The organism is Mesorhizobium amorphae (assembly GCF_014843845.1).
GTDB lineage: Bacteria > Pseudomonadota > Alphaproteobacteria > Rhizobiales > Rhizobiaceae > Mesorhizobium > Mesorhizobium amorphae_A.
This window is the reverse complement of the sequence record NZ_JHQS01000126.1, coordinates 1-19,954: the sequence shown is the minus strand read 5'-3', so window position 1 is coordinate 19,954 and position 19,954 is coordinate 1. Positions and strand designations below refer to the sequence as shown.

The 19,954-nt window shown below is 61.4% G+C and carries 28 protein-coding genes; 19 read left to right on the top strand and 9 right to left on the bottom strand.

From position 1 onward, the window contains the following. A complete protein-coding gene (locus tag DH08_RS32420) occupies nucleotides 1-660 on the bottom strand; it encodes a hypothetical protein (protein WP_192183294.1) in 660 nt (219 codons plus the stop codon). Nucleotides 661-689: 29 nt separating this feature from the next. Here DH08_RS32420 and DH08_RS32415 point away from each other — a divergent pair, with 29 nt between their 5' ends. The 9 genes from DH08_RS32415 to DH08_RS32375 all read left to right on the top strand — a co-directional run bounded on the left by DH08_RS32415 (nucleotide 690) and on the right by DH08_RS32375 (nucleotide 5,113). Continuing rightward, a complete protein-coding gene (locus tag DH08_RS32415; RefSeq protein WP_192183293.1) occupies nucleotides 690-944 on the top strand; it encodes a hypothetical protein in 255 nt (84 codons plus the stop codon). Then, nucleotides 941-1,513, top strand: coding sequence for a hypothetical protein (locus DH08_RS32410; protein WP_192183292.1), 573 nt, complete (start codon nucleotides 941-943; stop codon nucleotides 1,511-1,513). Before DH08_RS32415 ends, DH08_RS32410 begins: the two co-directional genes overlap by 4 nt. Continuing rightward, nucleotides 1,510-2,196, top strand: coding sequence for a hypothetical protein (locus tag DH08_RS32405; protein WP_192183291.1), 687 nt, complete (start codon nucleotides 1,510-1,512; stop codon nucleotides 2,194-2,196). The genes DH08_RS32410 and DH08_RS32405 overlap by 4 nt, the downstream gene beginning before the upstream one ends. A 54-nt stretch (nucleotides 2,197-2,250) precedes the next feature. Beyond that, nucleotides 2,251-3,354 carry a peptidoglycan-binding protein gene (locus DH08_RS32400; protein WP_192183290.1) on the top strand — a complete coding sequence of 368 codons (1,104 nt, stop codon included), beginning with the start codon at nucleotides 2,251-2,253 and terminating at the stop codon, nucleotides 3,352-3,354. A 118-nt stretch (nucleotides 3,355-3,472) separates the two neighbouring features. Further along, nucleotides 3,473-3,955, top strand: coding sequence for a hypothetical protein (locus DH08_RS32395; protein ID WP_192183289.1), 483 nt, complete (start codon nucleotides 3,473-3,475; stop codon nucleotides 3,953-3,955). A 31-nt stretch (nucleotides 3,956-3,986) separates the two neighbouring features. Continuing rightward, nucleotides 3,987-4,139, top strand: a complete 153-nt coding sequence (locus DH08_RS32390; RefSeq protein ID WP_192183288.1) for a hypothetical protein — start codon at nucleotides 3,987-3,989, stop codon at nucleotides 4,137-4,139. After that, nucleotides 4,136-4,432: a hypothetical protein gene (locus tag DH08_RS32385; protein ID WP_192183287.1), complete on the top strand. Its 297-nt coding sequence runs from the start codon at nucleotides 4,136-4,138 to the stop codon at nucleotides 4,430-4,432. The genes DH08_RS32390 and DH08_RS32385 overlap by 4 nt, the downstream gene beginning before the upstream one ends. Nucleotides 4,433-4,482: 50 nt before the next feature. Then, on the top strand, nucleotides 4,483-4,851 hold the full coding sequence (locus DH08_RS32380; RefSeq protein ID WP_210328985.1) for a hypothetical protein: 369 nt from the start codon (nucleotides 4,483-4,485) through the stop codon (nucleotides 4,849-4,851). Between the two features lie 43 nt (nucleotides 4,852-4,894). Further along, nucleotides 4,895-5,113 carry a hypothetical protein gene (locus DH08_RS32375; protein ID WP_192183285.1) on the top strand — a complete coding sequence of 73 codons (219 nt, stop codon included), beginning with the start codon at nucleotides 4,895-4,897 and terminating at the stop codon, nucleotides 5,111-5,113. Between the two features lie 55 nt (nucleotides 5,114-5,168). On the opposite strand, the gene DH08_RS32370 is transcribed toward DH08_RS32375, so the two are convergent. Both DH08_RS32370 and DH08_RS32365 read right to left on the bottom strand, forming a co-directional pair. Beyond that, complete coding sequence (locus DH08_RS32370) at nucleotides 5,169-5,459, bottom strand: hypothetical protein (RefSeq protein WP_192183284.1); 291 nt, start codon at nucleotides 5,457-5,459, stop codon at nucleotides 5,169-5,171. 2 nt (nucleotides 5,460-5,461) lie between these two features. Then, nucleotides 5,462-6,931, bottom strand: coding sequence for a pilus assembly protein TadG-related protein (locus tag DH08_RS32365; RefSeq protein WP_282595071.1), 1,470 nt, complete (start codon nucleotides 6,929-6,931; stop codon nucleotides 5,462-5,464). Between the two features lie 247 nt (nucleotides 6,932-7,178). On the opposite strand from DH08_RS32365, the gene DH08_RS32360 reads away from it, so the two are divergent. Next, nucleotides 7,179-8,057: an ATP-dependent DNA ligase gene (locus DH08_RS32360; protein ID WP_246801163.1), complete on the top strand. Its 879-nt coding sequence runs from the start codon at nucleotides 7,179-7,181 to the stop codon at nucleotides 8,055-8,057. Here DH08_RS32360 and DH08_RS32355 read toward each other — a convergent pair. The 3 genes from DH08_RS32355 to DH08_RS32345 are packed head-to-tail and all read right to left on the bottom strand — an operon-like array spanning nucleotide 8,054 to nucleotide 8,687. Further along, nucleotides 8,054-8,299 carry a hypothetical protein gene (locus DH08_RS32355; RefSeq protein ID WP_192183282.1) on the bottom strand — a complete coding sequence of 82 codons (246 nt, stop codon included), beginning with the start codon at nucleotides 8,297-8,299 and terminating at the stop codon, nucleotides 8,054-8,056. The genes DH08_RS32360 and DH08_RS32355 overlap by 4 nt on opposite strands. Beyond that, a complete protein-coding gene (locus tag DH08_RS32350) occupies nucleotides 8,296-8,478 on the bottom strand; it encodes a hypothetical protein (RefSeq protein ID WP_192183336.1) in 183 nt (60 codons plus the stop codon). The genes DH08_RS32355 and DH08_RS32350 overlap by 4 nt, the downstream gene beginning before the upstream one ends. Next, nucleotides 8,475-8,687, bottom strand: a complete 213-nt coding sequence (locus DH08_RS32345) for a hypothetical protein (protein ID WP_192183281.1) — start codon at nucleotides 8,685-8,687, stop codon at nucleotides 8,475-8,477. Before DH08_RS32345 ends, DH08_RS32350 begins: the two co-directional genes overlap by 4 nt. A gap of 76 nt (nucleotides 8,688-8,763) precedes the next feature. On the opposite strand from DH08_RS32345, the gene DH08_RS32340 reads away from it, so the two are divergent. The 4 genes from DH08_RS32340 to DH08_RS32325 all read left to right on the top strand — a co-directional run bounded on the left by DH08_RS32340 (nucleotide 8,764) and on the right by DH08_RS32325 (nucleotide 10,619). Next, the gene (locus DH08_RS32340; protein ID WP_192183280.1) at nucleotides 8,764-9,081 is read left to right on the top strand and encodes a hypothetical protein; all 318 of its coding nucleotides are present in this window, start codon (nucleotides 8,764-8,766) and stop codon (nucleotides 9,079-9,081) included. Continuing rightward, nucleotides 9,078-9,323, top strand: a complete 246-nt coding sequence (locus DH08_RS32335) for a hypothetical protein (RefSeq protein ID WP_192183279.1) — start codon at nucleotides 9,078-9,080, stop codon at nucleotides 9,321-9,323. Before DH08_RS32340 ends, DH08_RS32335 begins: the two co-directional genes overlap by 4 nt. A 14-nt stretch (nucleotides 9,324-9,337) precedes the next feature. Continuing rightward, nucleotides 9,338-9,523, top strand: coding sequence for a hypothetical protein (locus tag DH08_RS32330; RefSeq protein WP_192183278.1), 186 nt, complete (start codon nucleotides 9,338-9,340; stop codon nucleotides 9,521-9,523). Between the two features lie 349 nt (nucleotides 9,524-9,872). Beyond that, nucleotides 9,873-10,619: a phospholipase A2 gene (locus tag DH08_RS32325; protein WP_192183277.1), complete on the top strand. Its 747-nt coding sequence runs from the start codon at nucleotides 9,873-9,875 to the stop codon at nucleotides 10,617-10,619. A gap of 25 nt (nucleotides 10,620-10,644) precedes the next feature. Here the strand turns inward: DH08_RS32325 and DH08_RS32320 are convergent, their stop codons facing one another. Continuing rightward, complete coding sequence (locus tag DH08_RS32320; RefSeq protein ID WP_192183276.1) at nucleotides 10,645-11,004, bottom strand: thermonuclease family protein; 360 nt, start codon at nucleotides 11,002-11,004, stop codon at nucleotides 10,645-10,647. A gap of 437 nt (nucleotides 11,005-11,441) precedes the next feature. Here DH08_RS32320 and DH08_RS32315 point away from each other — a divergent pair, with 437 nt between their 5' ends. After that, nucleotides 11,442-12,629 (top strand): putative sugar O-methyltransferase, encoded by a 1,188-nt coding sequence (locus tag DH08_RS32315; RefSeq protein ID WP_192183275.1) that lies wholly within the window; start codon nucleotides 11,442-11,444, stop codon nucleotides 12,627-12,629. A gap of 121 nt (nucleotides 12,630-12,750) precedes the next feature. On the opposite strand, the gene DH08_RS32310 is transcribed toward DH08_RS32315, so the two are convergent. Both DH08_RS32310 and DH08_RS32305 read right to left on the bottom strand, forming a co-directional pair. Beyond that, the gene (locus DH08_RS32310; RefSeq protein ID WP_192183274.1) at nucleotides 12,751-13,197 is read right to left on the bottom strand and encodes a hypothetical protein; all 447 of its coding nucleotides are present in this window, start codon (nucleotides 13,195-13,197) and stop codon (nucleotides 12,751-12,753) included. 213 nt (nucleotides 13,198-13,410) lie between these two features. Continuing rightward, on the bottom strand, nucleotides 13,411-14,400 hold the full coding sequence (locus tag DH08_RS32305; protein ID WP_192183273.1) for a LysR family transcriptional regulator: 990 nt from the start codon (nucleotides 14,398-14,400) through the stop codon (nucleotides 13,411-13,413). A 295-nt stretch (nucleotides 14,401-14,695) separates the two neighbouring features. Between DH08_RS32305 and chvE the strand changes: the two genes are divergently transcribed. From chvE to araD1, 4 genes are all read left to right on the top strand, one after another. Continuing rightward, nucleotides 14,696-15,763, top strand: coding sequence for a multiple monosaccharide ABC transporter substrate-binding protein (gene chvE, locus DH08_RS32300; RefSeq protein ID WP_006204536.1), 1,068 nt, complete (start codon nucleotides 14,696-14,698; stop codon nucleotides 15,761-15,763). 101 nt (nucleotides 15,764-15,864) lie between these two features. Then, nucleotides 15,865-17,397 (top strand): multiple monosaccharide ABC transporter ATP-binding protein, encoded by a 1,533-nt coding sequence (gene mmsA, locus DH08_RS32295; RefSeq protein WP_192183272.1) that lies wholly within the window; start codon nucleotides 15,865-15,867, stop codon nucleotides 17,395-17,397. Next, a complete protein-coding gene (gene mmsB, locus DH08_RS32290) occupies nucleotides 17,394-18,686 on the top strand; it encodes a multiple monosaccharide ABC transporter permease (protein WP_246801161.1) in 1,293 nt (430 codons plus the stop codon). The genes mmsA and mmsB overlap by 4 nt, the downstream gene beginning before the upstream one ends. Nucleotides 18,687-18,887: 201 nt before the next feature. Further along, entirely contained in the window at nucleotides 18,888-19,880 is a 993-nt protein-coding gene (gene araD1 / locus DH08_RS32285) for an AraD1 family protein (RefSeq protein WP_192183271.1), read from the top strand. The last annotated feature ends 74 nt before the right edge of the window (nucleotides 19,881-19,954 follow it).

Here is a 19,954-nt window from a genome sequence, read left to right as displayed (position 1 = left end):
TCAGGCACTCCCGCCCTTGGTCACAGGGCGTGACACGACCACTTCGAAATCGTCATCGTCCGATGTGGTTGCCCAGCGGACCCGGTCCAGGATTGTTTCGATGATGTCCTCGCCGCCATCCCCCGCGAAGCCGCGCGCGAAGTTCTCGACCATGCCGCCGATGACGCGCGAGCCAGCGTCAAGAAGCACGTTGGCGCTGGTGCCGGCATTCAATTCGTCGGCGATGAACAGGGCGAACTGGATCGAGACTTCGACCGCGCGCGCCTGGCATTGCAGGGCAGGTGTCGCCTTGGCCTCTTCTGGAATGTTGCCAAAAGTCTCGCGCAACTTCTTCTCAAAGGCATCGCGATTGATGTGGCCGTTGAAACGCTCAGCCATCAGCGCATCCCCGCATAGAGCAAACCGGCGGCGACCAGGGCGGTGGCTGCGAACAATGCGATGCGGACCCAGCGCACGCGGCCGCCGCTGCTCGCTGGCAAGGCGGCGTTCTCCACTCGTGGCAAGAATGTTGGCAAGGTCACGCTGAGTGCTCTGAAGCGCGGCGCGGCTGGCAAGGCATCTACGCTGGTTCCGCTGTTCATCGGCATCGATCGCGTGAGCATCCGCGATCGGTTTTCCATCCGAGAAATCACTGAGCGTGCCGCTGCGCGCCTTGGTCAACTTTACCTGAAACACCTGAAGGTAGGCTGATGGCATTTCAGAAGAATACGATCGCGCAGCGCATCGGCCTTGAGGGCGGCAAGGCGATAGAAGATCAGTTGAAGGCGCTCGGCGATGCCGGCGAAAAGGCCTTCAACCAGATCAAGAACGCCGCCATCAAGGCTGACCTCGACAAGTTCAGCGCCAGCCTGTCGAAGGTCGGCAACGATCTTGCCGCAGTCGTGCGCCGAGTCGCGCTGCTTCCTCTGCCTGCCAGTCACCGCATAGACAGGATTTTCAAATGACCGCTTATCGCAATGATGGCGACTGGGGCGCCGGCACGGGCGCCGGCCTTGACGGCCGTCTGACCTCGCTTCAGGTGGACTTCAACTTCTGGGGTCATGAGCAGCGCATCCAGGCCATGGAGGACAACCCGCCATCACCGATCGAGATCTCGAACATCTATGCGGTCGGCACCCAGATGCACATCGTCAAGGAGGATGCGACCGAATACATCGTCACTCTGCCTCAGGCCAATTTCCGGCCGAGCGTGGTCGCCACGATCTCGGCCGCGACACATACCCCGGTGCTCGGCGACGCCAACGGCTACAAGCGCTGCACAAATGCCGGCGGTTGCGTGGTCACCCTGCCGCTCAACGACGATGTGGCCTTCCCGATCGACACCGAACTCGGCTACCGGGCGTCCAGCGACGGGCCTGTCACATTCGAGGTGTCGACCGATGGCCCGACCATCAACCCCGTTCCCGGCTTCCTCAATCAATCGGCGCAGGAAGGTGCGCTGGTCACCCTGAAGAAAGTCGGCACCGATGAATGGGATATCGGCGGCTGGCTGGCGCCGGACGTGACCGCATGATCCTCTCCAGCGCTGCGCAGATGCTGAACGGCAGTGGCGGCGGACTGCCGCCATGGCTGCCGGACGGCGCAATCGCGCACATGGATCTCAAGACAGGCGACGGCTATGCCGGCGGCGCGGCGCGCAGCATCGACGAAATGCTCGGCGGCGGTTTCGATCCCGCCGCGCTATCCGCCTCCGGCCTGCGTTTCATCGAATCGAACTCGAACCGGCCCAAGGCGATCGGGCCGCTGCTTGCCGACATCTCTGCCGGCCTTGCCGCCGGCTGCACCGTGCGTTTCGTGCTGAACTTCCTCAATGCGCCGTATGGCTTTGCCATGTTCATCGGCGACAATACCAACTGGGACACATCGAGCGACGGCATCACGGTCGCCGTCGACGACGAGATGTATGACGCCGTCTCGCTCGGCCTTGGCGCGCCGCTCGGCTCGACTGGCATCCACAAGCTTGCGGTGACACTCAACCGCGACGTCGGTGGCGGCGATTACGAATATGCCTGGTGCCTGGACGGTGCCGCGGCAACGACGCAGACCGTGCCTTATGCGGCATCCTGGCTGGTCAACACCATCCTGTTCGGCTGGGACGGTGTTGACGACACCCAACTGCTCGACAATGTCTACTGGGAAGGCTTCACGCTCTGGCAGGCGAAGCTGCCGGCCGGTCTGCCGCCGCTGACAGCCTGACATTTCACGATCATCAAACATTGAGCCTGCCCGCGAGGGCGGAGAGGAACAGCCATGGACCTCAAGCTTGGCGACACCCGCCTGATCATCAATGCGTGCAAGGCGCGTGGCGTCCTGCGCAACCAGTGCGCCTTAGTGCTGGCGACCGCCTACCATGAGACTGCTCATACGATGAAGCCGATCTATGAGCGGGGCTCCAAGGCATATTTCAGCAAATACGAGACGGGCACGAAGATCGGCAAGGCGCTCGGGAATGCCGTCAAAGGCGACGGCTATCTGTTTCGAGGCCGCGGCTACGTGCAGCTCACGGGTCGGACCAATTATGCCAGGGCCGGGCAGGAACTCGGCATCGACCTGCTTCGGCAGCCCGACCTTGCTCTCCTGTCCGCGAACGCCGCGCCTATCCTCGTCATCGGCATGATCGAAGGCTGGTTCACCGGCAAGAAGCTGAGCACCTACATCACAGCCGGCAAGTCGGATTTCACCAATGCCAGGCGCATCATCAACGGCACGGACAAGGCTTCGCTGATCGCCGGCTACGCGCAGCAGTATGACGACATGCTCTTGAAGGCAGGGTATGGCGCTCCTGCCAAGCCTCTTGCGCTCCTGCAGCCCGTCGATCCGGTTCCCGTGGTTCCGGACCCGCCAACGAAGGAAACCATCCAGGCGGTCCAGAATCGCTTGAAGGAGCTCGGTTACAATCCGGGCGGTGCCGACGGCAAGATGGGGCCGCTGACGCGCGGGGCCATCCTGTCGTTCAAGAATGATGCCGAGGGGCTGACGCCGAACGACACGATCGACGAGGCGTTCCTCACCGCGCTTGCCACCGCTTCACCGCGCAAGATGGCTCCCGATCGAGCGAATGCTACACAGGCTCAGGTTGCCGCCGTGGCACCTGAAGTGCGCACGAACGTGTGGACCAAGATCGGTGCCTTCTTCACCGGCGTTATGGCCCTGATTGGCAGCTTTTTCGACGGCATCCTCGGCAACCTCGGTGCGGCCAGTGGCTACATCCAGCCGGTTAAGGATGCCGCCGGCGATGTTCCCGGATGGGTGTGGATGCTTGCGATTGCCGGTGTTGCCGGCGGTCTTTTCCTTGTCGCTCGCCATGGCGCCGCCAAGGGGGTCGAGGCGTTCCAGTCTGGCGAGCGACGCTGATGGGCGGTGGCGGCAACCCTCCTGACTTCTGGGGCCGGTTGGGCGTTGCCTTGTTCCTCCGAGCCGCGACGCCTTACGCCATCATCGCCGGCGCCGGCTTGCTCATCTGGGTGCTGAAATGAGCATGATCTCTTCCATCCCCTATGTCGGCCGCATCGTCGACTTCGCGACGTCCCGATATGGCCTCCCTCTGATCGTCGCCGGCGGCATCGTCTTCTTCTACGAGGGCGTGCCGATCGGACCGCTTCGCGACATCCCCTATGCCGGCCCGGCGCTGGCCGGCCTGGTCGACGGCCGCGTCGATCGCGAATACGCCCGTGGGCAATTGGCCGAGCGGCTGATCTGGCAGGAACAGCAGCGCAAGGCGCTGGCACAGCAGGCGGTGAAGGCTAAGGCGCAACAGGACGAGATCGACGCCGCCGCGCAGGAGTATGCCGACGCGCAGCACAACGACGCCATCCGCATAGCCACGCTCGAGCAGGCGATCAGAGATCAGAAGGACGAAGACCTTGGACCACCGGACCCAAAGACTGGCCCTACTTGTCGCCGTTCTGGCATCCCTGCACGGGTGTCAATTGGCATCGACGCAATTGGCCGTTGACCCGCCAAAGAAGCACGTCGACCCAAGCGTGATGAAGGAGTGCGCCGACGTCGTCGACGTGCCCCACCGCTTCGTTCCGTATGACGAGGCGAGCCGGCTCTGGGCGATCGACCGGCAGAACTTCGGCGACTGCAAGCGCAGCAATCACGCCAAGATCACGACCATCAAGGCGCTGGCCAGATGAACCGCTGGCTCGTCATGTTGCTGGTGCTCTTCGCGCTCTGCCTGGCGGTGATCGCAACTATGACCATCCGGCCGGCGCGGGCTGATCCGGCGCCATGCGGCCCGCAGGCCGCGCTGCTCAAGCGCCTGGTCGAACGCTTCCATGAGTTCGTCGTTCTGACCGGCGCCGCAGAAGGTCAGCAAATGATCGTCACCCTTTCGGCTTCCGGCACCTTTACCGTGCTGCTCGCCGACGGCAACCGCGCCTGCATCGTCATAGCCGGCGAAAAGGCTCAATTCGACAACGGCATCTGACAAGGGGCGAGTGGATGACAGCAGCAGATCCGATCACGACCGGCAACGTCGTGTTCATCATCCTCGTCGCCGGCGCCCTGTTCGGGGCATGGTGGCGCGTCGAGCGCGCCATTACGGCGGCAAAGGCAGAAATGGCGGGTGCAGTGACAGCCGCGAAGCAGGAGGCCAGCGGTCAGGTTAACGCAGCGGCGGCGATCGCCAGCCTGACGCAGGTGCAGCTCGCGGAGCATAAACTGCATGTCGCCGAAACCTACATCACCAAACAGGGGATGCGGGAAACTCGCGACGAGATCATGAGCGGCATCAAGGGGCTGAGCGAACGCCAGGACCTGATGAACCAGCGCATGGACAACATCGTCGGCTCGATGCTCGAGCAGCCGCCGTCCACCAAACCGCGCCGGTCTCGATCGACCGGTTGAGATCCGCGCCCGGCGGTTCCGGGCAATCACAAGGAGAAGACCGATGACGGTACGAGTAAGGGCGAAATTCATATGCAGTGGCAAGGAAGGCAACACCGTCTTCCTGCACACCGTATATTCCGAGGACATCCAGTCCGAGGATGGGCGATTCACGCAGGCGACACCGTGGGGCGAGCTTCGCATGAATGTCGACAATCCCAACGCCGCAATCCACTTCGACGTCGGCAAGTCCTACTATCTGGATTTCACCCCGGCTGAGTAAAACCTCTGCAACCGCACGAGGCCCCGCTGGTTCTGCCGGCGGGGCCTTTTTGCGTTTATTGGCCGCAGTTCTGGATCTTGGTGGCGAAATCCCGTAGCGAGTGCGTGTATTCGCGCATCGCCATTTCGGCCGAGATGCGGGCGTCTTCGACATCCGCAGCGGCCGGTTTCGCCTTCTCCGGCATATGAGGCATCGCTGCCCGGAAGGCGTCACCCTTCATTTGGTCGAGCGACTTATCAATCGCTGCCGCGGCTTCATCGGCTGACGCGCTGAGAGCGTTGCACCCGACCGGGCTCATCTGAGCCACGGCCGGGGTTGAGACAAGCAGTAGGGCGGCCAGCAGCATTCTCATCGGTACAATTGCACCTCATCGCGAAGGAAGTTATCGAGCGTGCCACGACCACCGCGGCCGGTGATGTCGACGAGCTCGACAAAGATCTCCTTGCCGTCCTTGATCGGCTCGGTGATGAAGAAACTGCCGAAGGCGCGCACCGGAACATCATTCTGGTTGCCGTTCAGCGCCAACTCTTCGCAGTCTAGAATGGCGCCGAAAAGGATGCGTCGATCAGGGATTGATATCGAGGGCATGCCGCAAAGCGGCGTTCCGGTGTCTCCGGACGTCGACTCGTCGGCGATCAATCCGTGATCGATCTCGTAGCGATACATTTCGTATCTGGTCGCTGCGTTGGTGCCGGAAGAGGTCCAGGGAACATCGGGCCCCGACGGGAACGGTCGTGCTACCGGTGGGCTGCTCCCCGGCACAAGATGGTTTGAGTTCCAATAGTCGCCAGGTTTCCAATCGCCATCGCCGAGCATGCCGGCGTCGGCCGGATTAGCAGGGTCGAGAGGGGTGCAGGATCCGGTGCTGTAGCAGCCATCACGGTTAAGCCCCGTCGTGCCTTCGGCAGCGGTGTTGAACTCGATCTTCTTTACGGCGCCGCTCTTACACTCCACGCTTTTGACGCCCATGCGGACGTTTGGCGATGGCGGGTCGGAATCTACATAGGTCGAGGTCAGACCGAACCGAGCGTTGAGGCCATCAAGCACCGGCCCGGCGTTCTGCCCAGGTTTGGTGCTCACGCCGTTCTGCGCAAAGCATGCGGCGGGCTTCACCACGGCCAAGGCTTCCTCCAGCGCCTTCGCGCCAGTGCCGAGCGGCGAGTCCAAAAAGGAAAAGTTGCCTGGACCATAGAATTTGTCGCCACGAAGGATCAGCTGCCGGCGGCGCTGCTCGCGGTTGCTCGCGGCCTGCTCGAGCGTGAGGCCTCCAGCGGCTTCGGTCTTCTCGTAGGGATTGCAAATGAAGACCGGCGTGTAATCGCAGACCGATGTAGTGAAGCCGGCGACAGCGACAGCGCCGATGGTCCATGAGTTCTCAGTCCCGCCGGTCAAGAACGAGACGGGAAAGATCGTCGCAAATCCGACAGGGGTCACCCTGATCTCGACAAAGCGAGCCTCCTTGGCGTCGCCGATCTCGTCCGTTATGACATCAGCCGCGCTGATCGCCCGCGCGTCGCCGGGAACACCGTTCGATGTACCTGGAATGGACCTAAGATAGCGTCTCGTCACCCCTGCTGCTGCTAGATCTTGCGGTCCCGGGGTGGTCGTGAAGGTATACTGATTGAGGACCAACGTCGCGAGGGCGCGGTCGCCTCGGGTGATAGCGTCCGACTGTCCATCAAGCTCTGCCGCAGTCGCCAAGGCGAACGAATCGGCGCCCTTCTGCAGGTCGTTTTGCAGGTTGTTGGCCCGGCTCATGTCGATCACCAGCAGCGAAAATCCGACGATCGCCGGCAGCATGACAGCGACCAGGACCATCGCGACACCGCGCTGATCATTCCAGAATTCACGCAAAACACGAAACATTGCAGCGCCCCTTTGCCCAATGCCGCAGATAGTTTCCCCGTTTCTCTACGATAGACCTCGCGTCCTGAGGTTGCAAGATGGCTACTTGGCGGCCTCTTTACTCACTTTCCACTCATTTTTGAGTAGATTTTTACTCAACTCCCCCGGAACCGAATAGGCACGCCGGGACTTTGAATCGCGGTTTCTTGAGTGTGAGCCCATGCGTAGCGTTCCCCGAGATAGGCTGAACTTCATCAAGCCGCAGGAGCCCTTGCTGGTCCAAGAGGCGCCGGTCAGCGACGACTGGATCCACGAGATCAAATATGACGGTTTCCGCACCCAGCTGATCCTCGACTGGGCCGGCGCGCGCGCGTTTACCCGCACCGGTGTCGACTGGTCGAAGCGCTACTGGCCGGTGGTCGCCGCGGCAGAAAAACTGCCGGCGAAATCGTTCATCCTCGACGGTGAGGTGATCGCGCCGGAAGCCGACGGGCGGCCAAACTTCCACCAGATGCATTCGCGCATGACCTGGAACGCGGAGCTGCTCGCCTTCGTCGCTTTCGACATCCTGCATCTCAACGGCCGCGATCTGCGCGCGTTGCCGGCGATCGAGCGCAAGGCGATCCTTTGGGATCTCGTGAAGCCGGCCAAGGAAATCATCCAGTACAGCGATCACGTCGAGGGCAACGGCGCCGACTTCTTTGCCGCCGCCGACAAGATGGGACTTGAGGGTATCGTCTCGAAACGGCGCGGCAGCCCCTATCACAGCGGTCCAGGCGATTCCTGGGTGAAGACGAAATGCTGGGAGATCGGAGACTTCGAGCTGCTCGGTATCAAGCGCGAGCCCGGCAAGGCGCCGCAAGGCATCATGGCCCGCGGCGGGAAATATGCGGGATCAGCCACAATCGCACTGACCAAGGAGATGCGCGAGCGTCTATGGCATCGAGTACGCAAGGGACGGGCGCCACCGCCCGGGCTGCCGAAGGCGATCTCGAAGGCGGAATGGTTGAACCCTGGCATCACAGCCCGGGTCAGACATCTGCGCGGGGAACCGAAGCTGCGCCACGCCACGGTGCAGGATTTCAGGGAAGAGAGCTAGAGCGCCCTGCCCGCGCGGATCATCGCCCGCGCGATCGCCAGTTGTGCTTCCAGCCTGGCGCTTTCCTTCTGGGCCATGTTGTCGGCGGCGATGAGCTGCCGCAGCGATCGCATGACCTCGCCGCGTGCCCAGCCGGCCTCGAGCATGCAGTCTACGATCGCCTGGAAGCCAGGCTCCATCGCTTCCTGGCAATCGATATCTCGGTCTGCATAGTCGCTCTGGTGTCTCGGCTGCTGGATCATAAGAAGCGCTCGCCCTCGCCGCGGTGTTCAAAGCAGAACCAGCGCGATGGCTGGCGTGGCCGCGCGAAGCCCCAGCCGGCATCCTTGCCGCAGCCGGCGTGCTCGCAGACATGGCCAATAGCTGGGCCGCGCTCGCGCGTCTGGAGGGCTTCGGAGGGGCGTGTCGGTTCGTCGCTCATGGCTCCGCCTCGAAATATTCCAAGATGATGACATAGGCGGCGTCGACCTTGATCCGCACATCGTCATAAGTCGAACGGTCGACCACTTCGTGCTCCGGCTGCCAGATGACATTCACGACGCGACCACCATTGTCGACGGCTTCGTTCAGCTTCAAGTGAAGCACCGTCGCGTCGTCCGGGCATGTTTCGACGGCATAGCGCAGTGGCATGTGAAATCCCTTTCCACGTCGAGAAGATTCCACAACTGGCCTTGACGTTCAAGGAATTTGTTCCTTTTCTGTTCTCATGCCCGAGACCTATGCCCCGAAGCGACGCGACTACCCGCTGTCCAATCTCAACGACACGCTTCGGCTGGTCCGCGTGCGCTGTCGCTATTGCAAGCGCTCGCACAACTACTTCCCGTCCGACCTCATCCAGATCTTCGGCGACGTCGACGTCGATTCGCTGATGGACAGGATGAAATGCGAGAACGGCGCCGACCATGGAAAGCTCGAGGTCGAGGCATTCTCGCCGACCGGCCGCGAGGCCGTGAACCTGCGCATCCGTCGCCTGGTGGCACTCAAGATCCATCGTGTTCCAGTCTGGCGCGAGGAACCGGCATGAGCAGTGAGCCTATCCCGAGCGGCGCCGCCCTCCTTTCTCGCTACCCGGCCGACAAGGTCATCGTGGACTGCGACAAGTGCGGCATGCAGGCCAAATATGACAAGCTGGAGATGCTGGAAGCCGGCGGCGACCGCGCGCTGACCTATCTGCTCGAGGCGATCGCCAGGCGCAAGGGCTGCGCCAAATTGGATCGCTTCGACATAAAGAACATCTGCGGCGCCAGGTACGCCAACATCCAATAGGAGGAGGGGGAAGAATGGAGATCCGCGCCGTGCTCGAGAAGTTCCTGCTCGACAATCCAGGCCCTGTGTCGATCGCCGCCGGCATTGCCGCGCTTCGCGAAGGCGGGATCAAAGGATCTACCGTCGACCTTCAGGCCCTCATAGGGACATTCGCGGCTGAGCGCGGCAGGCCGATCCGATTCGACAGAAAAATCGACTAAGTCCGGAGGGCTGACCTGAGCCCGATGATCTTCGTCTGATTTGAACTCATGTTGAGGGTTGATCGCCGATGCCATTTGCCGGGGTCTGGCCTTGCAAATGGTGCCAGTTTGCGCAAGACTTCGTCTCAACAGGCCGGTCATCCGGTGAATGTAGGTTGACTGACTTCTTCGGCAATTTCTTGTGCTTGACTTGGTTTCACACGGGAGGAATGCCATGGGCCGCTTACGACCTCACCCTATCATCAGGACCATTTGCTCAACGATACTGCTCGTATTTGCGGTTATGCTCTCGCAGGAGGCGGCATCAGAAGATAGCAAGAAAACTGATGTAAGGGATCACCGAACGAGAGTGAGCATCGTACAACTCAACACCGACAGGTCTTGGGACATTTCGAAGTCGGGCGAAGTGGCAGCTTCTCCCAATGGCAAAGAGACGTGGCAACTAATCCGCGGCAAGGCCCGTGGGACATATGCGATCCTCCACAAGAACAGCGGTAGGTACCTTGCTGTAGAAAACGGACGCTTGGTGGCGGTTGCGGCCGACTCGGCGGTCGATCCTGCGAAGTTTCTCATCACGCGTGTGGGAGCCAATGCCTATACAATTCAAGCCGACGACGGGACCTACATTGATGCGTCTGGCAGCCAAAACCAAACCCGGACAATTCTTGCCGGCCCCCAGGCCAAGAGCAGTTCTCAATTGTGGCATATTACACCGCCACCACCTAGGGGTAGCGCCTATCCGGATGGTCCATACGGGAATTGTCTACCTAAAGAAGAGATTGAATGCTCCACCGATTGGGCCAAGTTGTTCCCACCTGTTGCAGGCTACGACAGGGTTTTCGGTCCCGCCTGCGTGCAGCACGATTTTTGCTACAGAATGGGGGCCACCACCTACCACTATCACAAAAGCAAGTGTGACAAAGACTTCCACACGCAAACGAAGAACATCTGTCGGAAGATGGGCTTAGTTGCAAGGCGGGCCTGTTTGGGCGCGGCAAAAGCTTACTACGAAGGTGTCAAGGAAAAGGGCGGCGGCTCATTCCAGCATGCGGACACTGGGACTTTTTGCACGTACGAAGCCCGTCGCAACGACTAGGGGTTCCGGGCAAAGTCCCCGTTTGCTAATCGCACCATGGGCGGCGCTTGCCGTTCCAGCGGCGCGCCAGCCCTTCGGCGATCAGGATCTCGCCGACGTCCTTGCCGTCGACCTCGACCGTCGCCAGCGTGCGGCCATAGCGATCAATCAGCCGGCCGCTCGCCGGGTCGCCCTCGTGCACGGTGACCGGGCCGCTGTCCAGCAGCTCGGCCATCCGCTTCTTCGCCACCAGGCCGAGACGCAGCTCGGCGTCGCATTTGTAGTGCTCGATCTCCGGCGCATCGATGTTGGCGATGCGGATATGCTTGCCGTCCAGCACGATGGTGTCGCCGTCGATGGCAACCGGCCAACCGGAAAGCATGAGGGCGACGAGGATGATCGACATCGGATCCCGGTTTTACAATCGCGAGCTAAGCTATTGATTTGAAAAGAGCGACTTTTGGCCGGTTTTACAGCCAAGTCTCTGGATTCGCAACGAACCGGCTAGCTTCCCAAGCTGAACGCGAGGGTTCGATTCCCTCTACCCGCTCCAGCAACTGGCATGGACAGTCCGGCTCGGCGCCGGGATCACTCCCAAGGTCTCCCTTCGGCTGCTCCGTACGGCAAGTACCGTCGCTTTGACGTCAGGATTCAAGCTCACGCCAACTCTGCATGAGGCGATGCAGCGGATGACCCGCAAGGCAGGCGTGAAACTCGTTCGACCGTACCTCCGAGGGCTTGGCCGCGCCTGCATGCTGAGCCCGATGAGAACAGGAAGTTGTGATCTCAGCCCGCCCACGATGCGGCGCGATCAAATGGCAGAACAGGGGAGCCCCGTCACACATGCAATTCCTAAAGCGCTGGTTTTCCAACCCCGAGAGTGTGCCAGTCCAAACCGTGGAAGAAGAACATTCCTTAGAATATTTCGCGTGGCTGTTGAGCCGCATGCCATTAGGTGACGTTCCTGACCTAGCGCAATCGCCGCACGTCGGGGCCCAGGATGACAGCGGTCTCGTTGACCGAATTACGGCAGCGTATCGCGGGGCATATGCGGCGTTTGTGCCGACAAGTTCGGCTTGGGATCACTCCTTGTTCAGTATCAAGGCCGACGTTCACAACGCCCTGCTTGGAGACAATGCCGACAAAGCCGCGCGTGTGCTGGGTCGCCCCAGCGAGACAGCATTTTTCTGGGGCTTTGACGATATTGCGAAAGCCCCGCCCGGCGAGGTTGAACCGCACGAATTCGTCGTCCGCCGTCTCAACGGCACCATATCGTGGCAAAAACTCCACGCGATGTGGCTGATGGATATGTTGAACAGCCTTGCCGAAGCTATTGGTGCGCGTCGTATGACCTATCCGGAAATGCAGCCTGCAGATGTCGGCGCCAACTACGCCAATGCGCGAAGCGCCGACCAGATACTGGATGATATCGACGAGACGCTCAGCATCAAGCTGCAATTCCCCAATCCATTTCCAAATGAAATCGGGCTCAGCACAAAGCGGGGAATCGCGGGGTTCCGCGCGTTGCAAGCGGTCTACCAGGCATGGCGAATTGGACAGATCTCAAGAAGCCGAGCAAATTTCAAAGTTCTGGAGATTGGAGCGGGGCTGGGCAGGACAGCCTATTTTGCCGACCTCTTTGGGATCAAGGATTACACAATCATTGACATTCCCCTGACCAATGCCGCGCAGGCTTCATTCCTCGGCCGGACGCTCGGCACGTCGCGTATTCGATTGCATGGGGAAGAATCAGTTGCACCGGTTCGTATAGTGCCCGCTACGGCGATCGATCAAATCGATGAAAGATATGACCTGATCGTCAACGTCGACTCTCTGACGGAGATGTCGCAAGAAACCGCCGAGGCATATTGGCGGTTTGCTCGAAAGAACACGAATACGTTCCTTTCAATCAACCACGAAGTCAACCAGAATACGGTACGATCGCTTTACGCAAATGATCCCGATGTTCGGGGATTGAGGTATCCATACTGGATGCGACGTGGATATGTCGAAGAGGTTCTGACGTGGTAGCGCCGGCGTCGGCCATGGACACAAAGGACGAGATGGTCTTCGATCTCAAGCTGAACGCGAGGGTTCGATTCCCTCTACCCGCTCCAGCGTCCGAAGGCGAACAGCGCCACTGCGACCACGTTCACGCCAGCACTCCACACAGGGGCAGGTGCTTTGCCGCCTCTTCGGCTCCCATCCGCATTATCGTGTGCGACAGGCCGCCATGCTCCTCGATCCAGTGCCGCACCCAATCGGGGTATTGCGAGATGAGGTAGTTGGCGGCGACCACATTCTGCCGAGCGCCGACGCCATAGGGCAGATGGAAGCCAAAGGATGCGTCCAGGGTAACGCAAAGCTGCTCGGCGGGCAGGGACAGGTAGAGCGTGCAGGCGCTGTCGCATGCCCCGTCAAAGCTCACTGGCTCCTCGGCGACGCGCAGTTCGGCGACATGCAAAGCGAAGTTCACGATCTGGCCACCGGGATTGCCGCTCACGGTCTCCGCGTTCACGGGCAGCGCCATCAGGACGGCGGCGAAGAACCCCATCGCCCTGGTCGTCAACATCCGTGCGGGCATCAGATCTTTGTCCATCTTGTGATCTCGCGTTCGTCTCGCGACGCCAACGCTAGCATCAAGATGGTTAACATAAGGCAGCGCTAATCAACCTTCCGATCGGTACTGTTACACTAGCGCAAGCTCGATCCCCGCCACGTGCTCCAGCCTTTGGCGCAGAGGGCATCACCGCTTCATCTGTTGTCCGGGTTTTGGGAAACGTCCAAGGACTACCGCCATCCGCTCCAGCGTTTATCCCACTTCCCTTAGAATGAAGTCGTGCAGCATCTTGGCGGCCGGCGACAGCACGCGGTTCTTGACCGTGATCAGGCTGTAGGGCCTGACCTCGATGTCGAACTCGGTCTGGACGACGTCGATGGCGCCGGCCAGCCCTTCCGGGCTCTGGATGAATTTCGCCACCTGGATCGACACCGGCGCGATGGCGTCGGACTGCGCCACCATGACCAGGGTGAGCAGCAGCGAGCTGGTGTTGAGGATGCGGTCGGGCAGCGCGATGTTGCGGTTCAAGAAATTGCTTTCCATCGCCTGGCGCAGCGGCGAGCCGCCCGACTGGAAGACCCAGTCATAGGCGGCGGTGTCCTCCAGCCGCACCGCCTTGCCCATGCTCAGCGGGTGGCCGCGTCGCACGATCAGGCAGGCCTTTTCGACGCCGATGACGCGCGATTCGAACAGCCGCGGATTGAGGTCGTCGGGGATGCGCGCGATGATGAAATCGTGGCGCGAGGCGATCAGCTCGCGCGCCAGCACGTTGGAAGTCTCGACCTGCATGGTGATCTCGATGCGCGGGTAGATGCGGCGGATCTCGCGGATCGCCGGCACCGCCAGCTCGATCGCGGGCGCCGTCACCGCGCCGAGGAACACCGAACCGCCCTTGCCCGCCTTGAGTTCGGAAATCTCGCGGTCGGCCTCGCGCATCTCGAGCAGGATCGAGCGCGCGCGCCGGGCCAGCGCCTTGCCGTAGGGCGTCAGCGTGATGCCGCGCGGCAGCCTTTCGCACAGCTTGACGTCGAGCACTGCCTCCATCTCGGCGATCATGCGCGATGCTGCGGGCTGTGAAATGTTCATCACCTGCGCGGCCGCACTCACCCGGCCGTGATCGTCGAGTGCGGCGATCATGCGCATGTGGCGCAGGCTCAGGCCGCTGCGCAGCAGGGTTTCGCCGTCGCCCGGCAGCTCGTCGTAACTACCGGAAATTCCAGAAGGATTTTGCAATGCCGCCATGATTGTCGCCTGTTCCCGTCGAAGGATCTATCTGTTTTCAATCATATATCAGTTTCGGTATAGCAATCATCAAAGATCGCATTTGACAGTTATGTCAAAGGGACACACCCTTCGCGCGTCCTGGGGCGTGCCGGTCGATGACGAGGAAAATCGTATCGATTGAAATCTGCGTCCCGGGGCCGATTGGGAGGATACCGGAGATCGATAGACGACAGCAGCGCCGTGTGCGCTTCTGCTCGACTGCGCGGCCCGCGAAGCCCCGAGGTGTCGCGTCCATCAACCAGGGAGAGTTACTGTGAAAATCATCAAGACACTGGCCGCCGTGGCGGCCCTTGGCATCGCGGCCATGACGCTGCCTGCGCATGCAGGCGAAGGCCTGATCGGCGTGCTGATGCCGACCAAGACCTCGCAGCGCTGGATCAATGACGGCGATGCCGTGAAGTCCCAGCTCGAGGCGCTCGGCTACACCGTCGACCTGCAGTACGCGCAGGACGACATTCCGAACCAGCTCAGCCAGCTGGAAAACGAAATCACCAAGGGCCCGAAGGCGCTGATCATCGCCTCGATCGACGGCACCACGCTATCGGACGCGCTGCAGAAGGCCGCTGACGCGGGCGTCGTCGTCGTCGCCTATGACCGCCTGATCAAGAAGACCGCCAATGTCGACTACTACACCACCTTCGACAATTTCGGCGTCGGCGTGATCCAGGCCAATTCCCTGGTCAAGGGCCTCAAGGAGCGCTTCCCGAACACCAAGCCGTGGAACGTCGAACTGTTCGGCGGCTCGCCCGACGACAACAACGCGTTCTTCTTCTACAATGGTGCGATTTCCGTCCTGCAGCCGCTGATCGACGACGGCTCGATCAAGATCAAGTCCGGCCAGACCGGCATGGACAAGGTCGGCACGCTGCGCTGGCTGGCCGCCACCGCCCAGGCGCGCATGGACAATCTGCTGTCCGCCAACTACTCGGACGGCAGCCGCGTCGATGGCGTTCTGTCGCCCTATGACGGCCTGTCGCGCGGTATCACCGCTTCGCTGCGCGCTGTCGGCTACGGCACGGACGCTCAGCCCTGGCCGATCGTGACCGGCCAGGACGCCGAGACCGCCTCGGTCAAACTGATCATCTCGGGCGAACAGTACTCGACCGTGTTCAAGGATACCCGCGAACTGGCCAAGGCCACTGTCGGTCTGGTCGACAAGGTGCTCTCGGGCGGCAAGCCTGACGGCCTTGATGAAAAGACCTACAACAACGACGTCAAGGTCGTTCCCTCGATCCTGCTGACGCCGCATGACGTCGACAAGTCGAACTACCAGGCGCTGGTCGTCGACTCCGGCTACATCAAGGCCGACGAACTGAAGTAATCACGGTTGCAAGGACAGGGGTCCTGCGCAACGCAGGGCCCCTTTTCGTTAACCAGCGAGCCCGGTATTGTTTTGCCGACCTCGAAGGAGCTTAATTCCTGATGACCTCGACGATTTTGGAGATGCGCGACATCACCAAGACGTTTCCCGGCGTGAAGGCGCTGTCGAACGTCAACCTCAGCGTCGAGGAAGGCGAGATCCACGCCGTGGTCGGCGAGAACGGCGCCGGCAAATCGACGCTGATGAAGGTGCTGTCGGGCGTGTATGCATCCGGCACCTATGAGGGTGCGATCGTCTATCGTGGTGAGGAATGCCACTTCAAAGGCATCCACGACAGCGAACACAAGGGCATCGTCATCATCCACCAGGAACTTGCGCTGGTGCCGATGCTGTCGATCGCCGAAAACATATTTCTCGGCAACGAGCACGCCAAATTCGGCATCATCGACTGGAATGCCAATGAGACGCGCACCAGCGCCCTGCTCAAGAAGGTGGGCCTCAAGGAGGACCCCAAGACTCTGATCACCAATATCGGCGTCGGCAAGCAACAACTGGTCGAGATCGCCAAGGCGCTGAGCAAGGAAGTGAAGCTGCTGATCCTCGACGAGCCGACGGCGTCGCTCAGCGAAAAGGACAGCCAGGCGCTGCTCGACCTTTTGCTCGAATTCAAGCGACAGGGCATGACCTCGATCCTGATCTCGCACAAGCTCAACGAGGTGAACCGGGTTGCCGACAAGGTCACGGTCATCCGCGACGGGCGCACCATCGAGACACTTGCCAGAAAGGACATATCAGAGGACCGCATCATCACCTCGATGGTCGGCCGCTCGCTCGACGACCGTTATCCGCCGCGCGAGCCCAAGATCGGCGAGACCGTGCTGCAGGTGAAGAACTGGTCGGTCTACCACCCGATCCATGCCGAACGGCAGGTGATAAAGGGCATCGACATCAGCGTCCGCAAGGGCGAGGTGGTCGGTATCGCCGGACTGATGGGAGCGGGACGCACCGAATTCGCGATGAGCCTGTTCGGCCGCTCCTATGGCCGCCACATCACCGGCGAAGTGCTGCTCAAGGGCAAGCCGATCGACGTCTCCTCGGTGAGCAAGGCCGTGGACCATGGCATTGCCTACGTCACCGAGGACCGCAAGACCTACGGCCTCAACCTGATCGACCACATCAAGCATAACATCACGCTGGCCAATCTCAGCGGCGTGTCGCGTCATAGCGTGATCGACGACATGCGCGAGCTGGCCGTCGCCAACGACTACAAGGCCAAGACCAACATCCGCTCGTCCAGCGTCTATCAGATGACGGGCAATCTGTCGGGCGGCAACCAGCAGAAGGTGGTGCTGTCGAAATGGCTGTTCGCCAATCCGGAGGTGCTGATCCTCGACGAGCCGACGCGCGGCATCGACGTCGGCGCCAAGTATGAAATCTACACCATCATCGCGCGTCTCGCCTCCGAGGGTAAGGCAATCATCGTCATCTCGTCGGAGATGCCTGAGCTGCTCGGCATCACCGACCGCATCTACGTCATGAATGAAGGGCGCATGGTCGGCGAAATGGCGGCAAGCGACGCAAGCCAGGAAAAAATAATGCGGGCCATCGTTCGGGGAGAAGGAAAAGCATCATGAGCACCGAAAGCGCTCCCGCGCCGAAAAGCGGCGTCGCCGAAGACGTACAGCCGGGACCGCGCGTTGCCGTCTCGGCGCTGATCACCAATCTGCGCGAATACGGCCTGATCCTGGCGCTGATCGCCATCATGGTATTCTTCCAGTTCACCACGTCCGGCACGCTGTTCAAGCCGGTGAACCTGAGCAACCTGGTGCAGCAGAACAGCTTCATCATCGTGATGGCGCTGGGGATGCTGCTGGTGATCGTCTCCGGCCATATCGATCTCAGCGTCGGCTCCGTCGCCGGTTTCATCGGGGCGCTGGCGGCGATGATGATGGTCATCTGGCCGCTCGGCCCTCTGAGCAATCCGCTGGTGGTGTCGATCATTTGCCTCATCATCGGCGGCGGCATCGGCGCGGCCCAAGGCTACTGGATTGCCTATCACCGAATACCGAGCTTCATCGTCACACTGGCGGGGATGCTGATCTTCCGCGGCATCTGCCAGGCGCTGCTGGGTGGCGGATCCTCGGTCGGGCCGCTTCCCGACGGCTTCAAGGCGCTCAGCTCCGGCTTCATCCCGGATGTCATCGGCCCCCTGACGCTGATCCCACCGACGGTAAATGCGGCCGGCAAGACCATTATGGGCAGCGGCCTGACGCTGCACATGACGACGATCGTGCTCGGCGTCGTCGCGGTGCTCGCCTATGCCTATTTCGGGCTCAGGGCACGGCGCACCCGCGAGCAGCATGGCTACGAAGCAGAGCCCTTCGCGCTGTTCGTCGTCAAGACCCTGGTGACCAGCGCGCTGGCGCTGTTCCTGGTCTACCAGTTCGCCAGCTACAGGGGCCTGCCGATCGTACTCATGGTGATGGGCGTGCTGATCGCGCTGTTCGTCTTCGTCACCAAACGCATGACGATCGGCCGCCGCATCTACGCAATGGGCGGCAATGCCAAGGCGGCGCAGCTGTCGGGCATCAAGACCGAGCGGCTGACGCTGATGGTGTTCGTCAATATGGGCGTGCTGTCGGCGCTTGGCGGCCTGATCATCGCGGCGCGGCTCGGACAAGCGGTTCCGGCGGCGGGCCTCGGCAGCGAGCTCGACGTCATCGCCGCGGTGTTCATCGGCGGCGCTTCGGCCATGGGCGGCGTCGGCCAGGTGATCGGCGCGGTGGTCGGCGGCTTCATCATGGGCGTCATGAACAACGGCATGTCGATCATGGGCGTCAATGTCGACTGGCAGCAGGTCGTGAAAGGCCTGGTGCTGCTCGGCGCAGTGGTCTTCGACGTCTACAACAAGAACAAGGGTTAAGGGCGAGGCAACCAGGACGGCATACGGGTCACATCGCGGCCGTCGGCAACCCGCCGATGCAGAGAAGTCCCCCGAGGGACCAGGCCTGCGAGCGCAATCCGGACGAAGAGTTTCACCCGTGGCGCGGATTGGTCCCGAGCCGCGCAGGTCAAGGTTTGCCATGCAGGCGGCCGGGCCAAGGCACCAGAGAGAGGGTACATCATGCTGATCTCCCAGATCCTCGACGACGCCGAGACGATCCGCGTCGTCGCCCGCAACGGCGGCAAGACGCGGATCATCAACGGCGCCCGCAGCGTCTATTCGCTGGCCATGGAGGCCGCGCGCACCGGCACCGGGCTCGCCGCGCTGATTGAGCGCAAGGGTTTTGGTGAGACCGTCGACCTCGACGCCGCCTACAAGAAGGGTCGGCTGCTGTCGCCGATCAACCATCCGGATCCCGCGCATCTCCACCTCACCGGCACGGGGCTCACCCATCTCGGCTCGGCGGCGACGCGCGATTCCATGCACAAGAAGCTCAACACCGATGGCGAGGAGCAGCTCACCGATTCCATGAAGATGTTCCGCATGGGGCTGGAAGGCGGCAAGCCGGCGAAGGGCCAGACCGGCGTGCAGCCGGAATGGTTCTACAAGGGCAACGGCACCATGGCGGTGGCGCCGGGTGCAGCCCTCATGTCGCCCGCCTTCGCCCAGGATGCCGGCGAGGAGCCGGAGATCGCCGGCATCTATGTCATCGGCGACGATGGCGCGCCGTTTCGCGTCGGCTTCACGCTGTCGAACGAGTTTTCAGACCATGTCACCGAGCGTGTGAACTATCTTTTCCTGGCGCATTCGAAGCTGCGCAACGCCTCGTTCGGGCCAGAGATCCTGATCGGTGACCTGCCGTCCGACGTCAGGGGCTCATCGCGCATCGTTCGCGACGGCAAGCTGCTTTGGGAAAAGCCGTTCCTGTCGGGCGAGGCGAACATGTCGCACACCATCGCCAATCTCGAGCACCACCATTTCAAATATTCGGCCTTCCGCCAGCCGGGCGACGTGCATGTGCACATGTTCGGCACGGCGACGTTGTCCTTTGCTGACGGCATCAGGACCGAGGCCGGCGATATTTTCGAGATCGAAGCCGGGGATTTCGGCCTGCCGCTGCGCAACCCTCTCGAGATCGAAAAGCCGGTGAAGGTGGCGGTGAAGGCGCTGTAAAGGGGTGATCTCCCCCCTCGTGGGGGAGATGGCCGGCAGGCCAGAGCGACTGTCTTGGAAGTCAAGCGTTCTGC

Excerpts from the sequence above, each read along its gene's own strand:
- DH08_RS32355 (WP_192183282.1), bottom strand. The coding sequence starts at position 8,299 with ATGATCCAGCAGCCGAGACACCAGAGCGACTATGCAGACCGAGATATC.
- DH08_RS32365 (WP_282595071.1), bottom strand. The coding sequence starts at position 6,931 with ATGGTCCTGGTCGCTGTCATGCTGCCGGCGATCGTCGGATTTTCGCTG.
- DH08_RS32385 (WP_192183287.1), top strand. The coding sequence starts at position 4,136 with ATGAACCGCTGGCTCGTCATGTTGCTGGTGCTCTTCGCGCTCTGCCTG.
- DH08_RS32350 (WP_192183336.1), bottom strand. The coding sequence starts at position 8,478 with ATGAGCGACGAACCGACACGCCCCTCCGAAGCCCTCCAGACGCGCGAG.
- DH08_RS32390 (WP_192183288.1), top strand. The coding sequence starts at position 3,987 with ATGAAGGAGTGCGCCGACGTCGTCGACGTGCCCCACCGCTTCGTTCCG.
- DH08_RS32305 (WP_192183273.1), bottom strand. The coding sequence starts at position 14,400 with ATGGCGGCATTGCAAAATCCTTCTGGAATTTCCGGTAGTTACGACGAG.
- mmsA (WP_192183272.1), top strand. The coding sequence starts at position 15,865 with ATGACCTCGACGATTTTGGAGATGCGCGACATCACCAAGACGTTTCCC.
- DH08_RS32375 (WP_192183285.1), top strand. The coding sequence starts at position 4,895 with ATGACGGTACGAGTAAGGGCGAAATTCATATGCAGTGGCAAGGAAGGC.
- DH08_RS32405 (WP_192183291.1), top strand. The coding sequence starts at position 1,510 with ATGATCCTCTCCAGCGCTGCGCAGATGCTGAACGGCAGTGGCGGCGGA.
- DH08_RS32395 (WP_192183289.1), top strand. The coding sequence starts at position 3,473 with ATGAGCATGATCTCTTCCATCCCCTATGTCGGCCGCATCGTCGACTTC.
- DH08_RS32320 (WP_192183276.1), bottom strand. The coding sequence starts at position 11,004 with ATGTCGATCATCCTCGTCGCCCTCATGCTTTCCGGTTGGCCGGTTGCC.
- araD1 (WP_192183271.1), top strand. The coding sequence starts at position 18,888 with ATGCTGATCTCCCAGATCCTCGACGACGCCGAGACGATCCGCGTCGTC.
- DH08_RS32400 (WP_192183290.1), top strand. The coding sequence starts at position 2,251 with ATGGACCTCAAGCTTGGCGACACCCGCCTGATCATCAATGCGTGCAAG.
- mmsB (WP_246801161.1), top strand. The coding sequence starts at position 17,394 with ATGAGCACCGAAAGCGCTCCCGCGCCGAAAAGCGGCGTCGCCGAAGAC.
- DH08_RS32335 (WP_192183279.1), top strand. The coding sequence starts at position 9,078 with ATGAGCAGTGAGCCTATCCCGAGCGGCGCCGCCCTCCTTTCTCGCTAC.
- DH08_RS32330 (WP_192183278.1), top strand. The coding sequence starts at position 9,338 with ATGGAGATCCGCGCCGTGCTCGAGAAGTTCCTGCTCGACAATCCAGGC.
- DH08_RS32415 (WP_192183293.1), top strand. The coding sequence starts at position 690 with ATGGCATTTCAGAAGAATACGATCGCGCAGCGCATCGGCCTTGAGGGC.
- DH08_RS32340 (WP_192183280.1), top strand. The coding sequence starts at position 8,764 with ATGCCCGAGACCTATGCCCCGAAGCGACGCGACTACCCGCTGTCCAAT.
- DH08_RS32315 (WP_192183275.1), top strand. The coding sequence starts at position 11,442 with ATGCAATTCCTAAAGCGCTGGTTTTCCAACCCCGAGAGTGTGCCAGTC.
- DH08_RS32370 (WP_192183284.1), bottom strand. The coding sequence starts at position 5,459 with ATGCTGCTGGCCGCCCTACTGCTTGTCTCAACCCCGGCCGTGGCTCAG.
- DH08_RS32345 (WP_192183281.1), bottom strand. The coding sequence starts at position 8,687 with ATGCCACTGCGCTATGCCGTCGAAACATGCCCGGACGACGCGACGGTG.
- DH08_RS32310 (WP_192183274.1), bottom strand. The coding sequence starts at position 13,197 with ATGGACAAAGATCTGATGCCCGCACGGATGTTGACGACCAGGGCGATG.
- DH08_RS32410 (WP_192183292.1), top strand. The coding sequence starts at position 941 with ATGACCGCTTATCGCAATGATGGCGACTGGGGCGCCGGCACGGGCGCC.
- DH08_RS32360 (WP_246801163.1), top strand. The coding sequence starts at position 7,179 with ATGCGTAGCGTTCCCCGAGATAGGCTGAACTTCATCAAGCCGCAGGAG.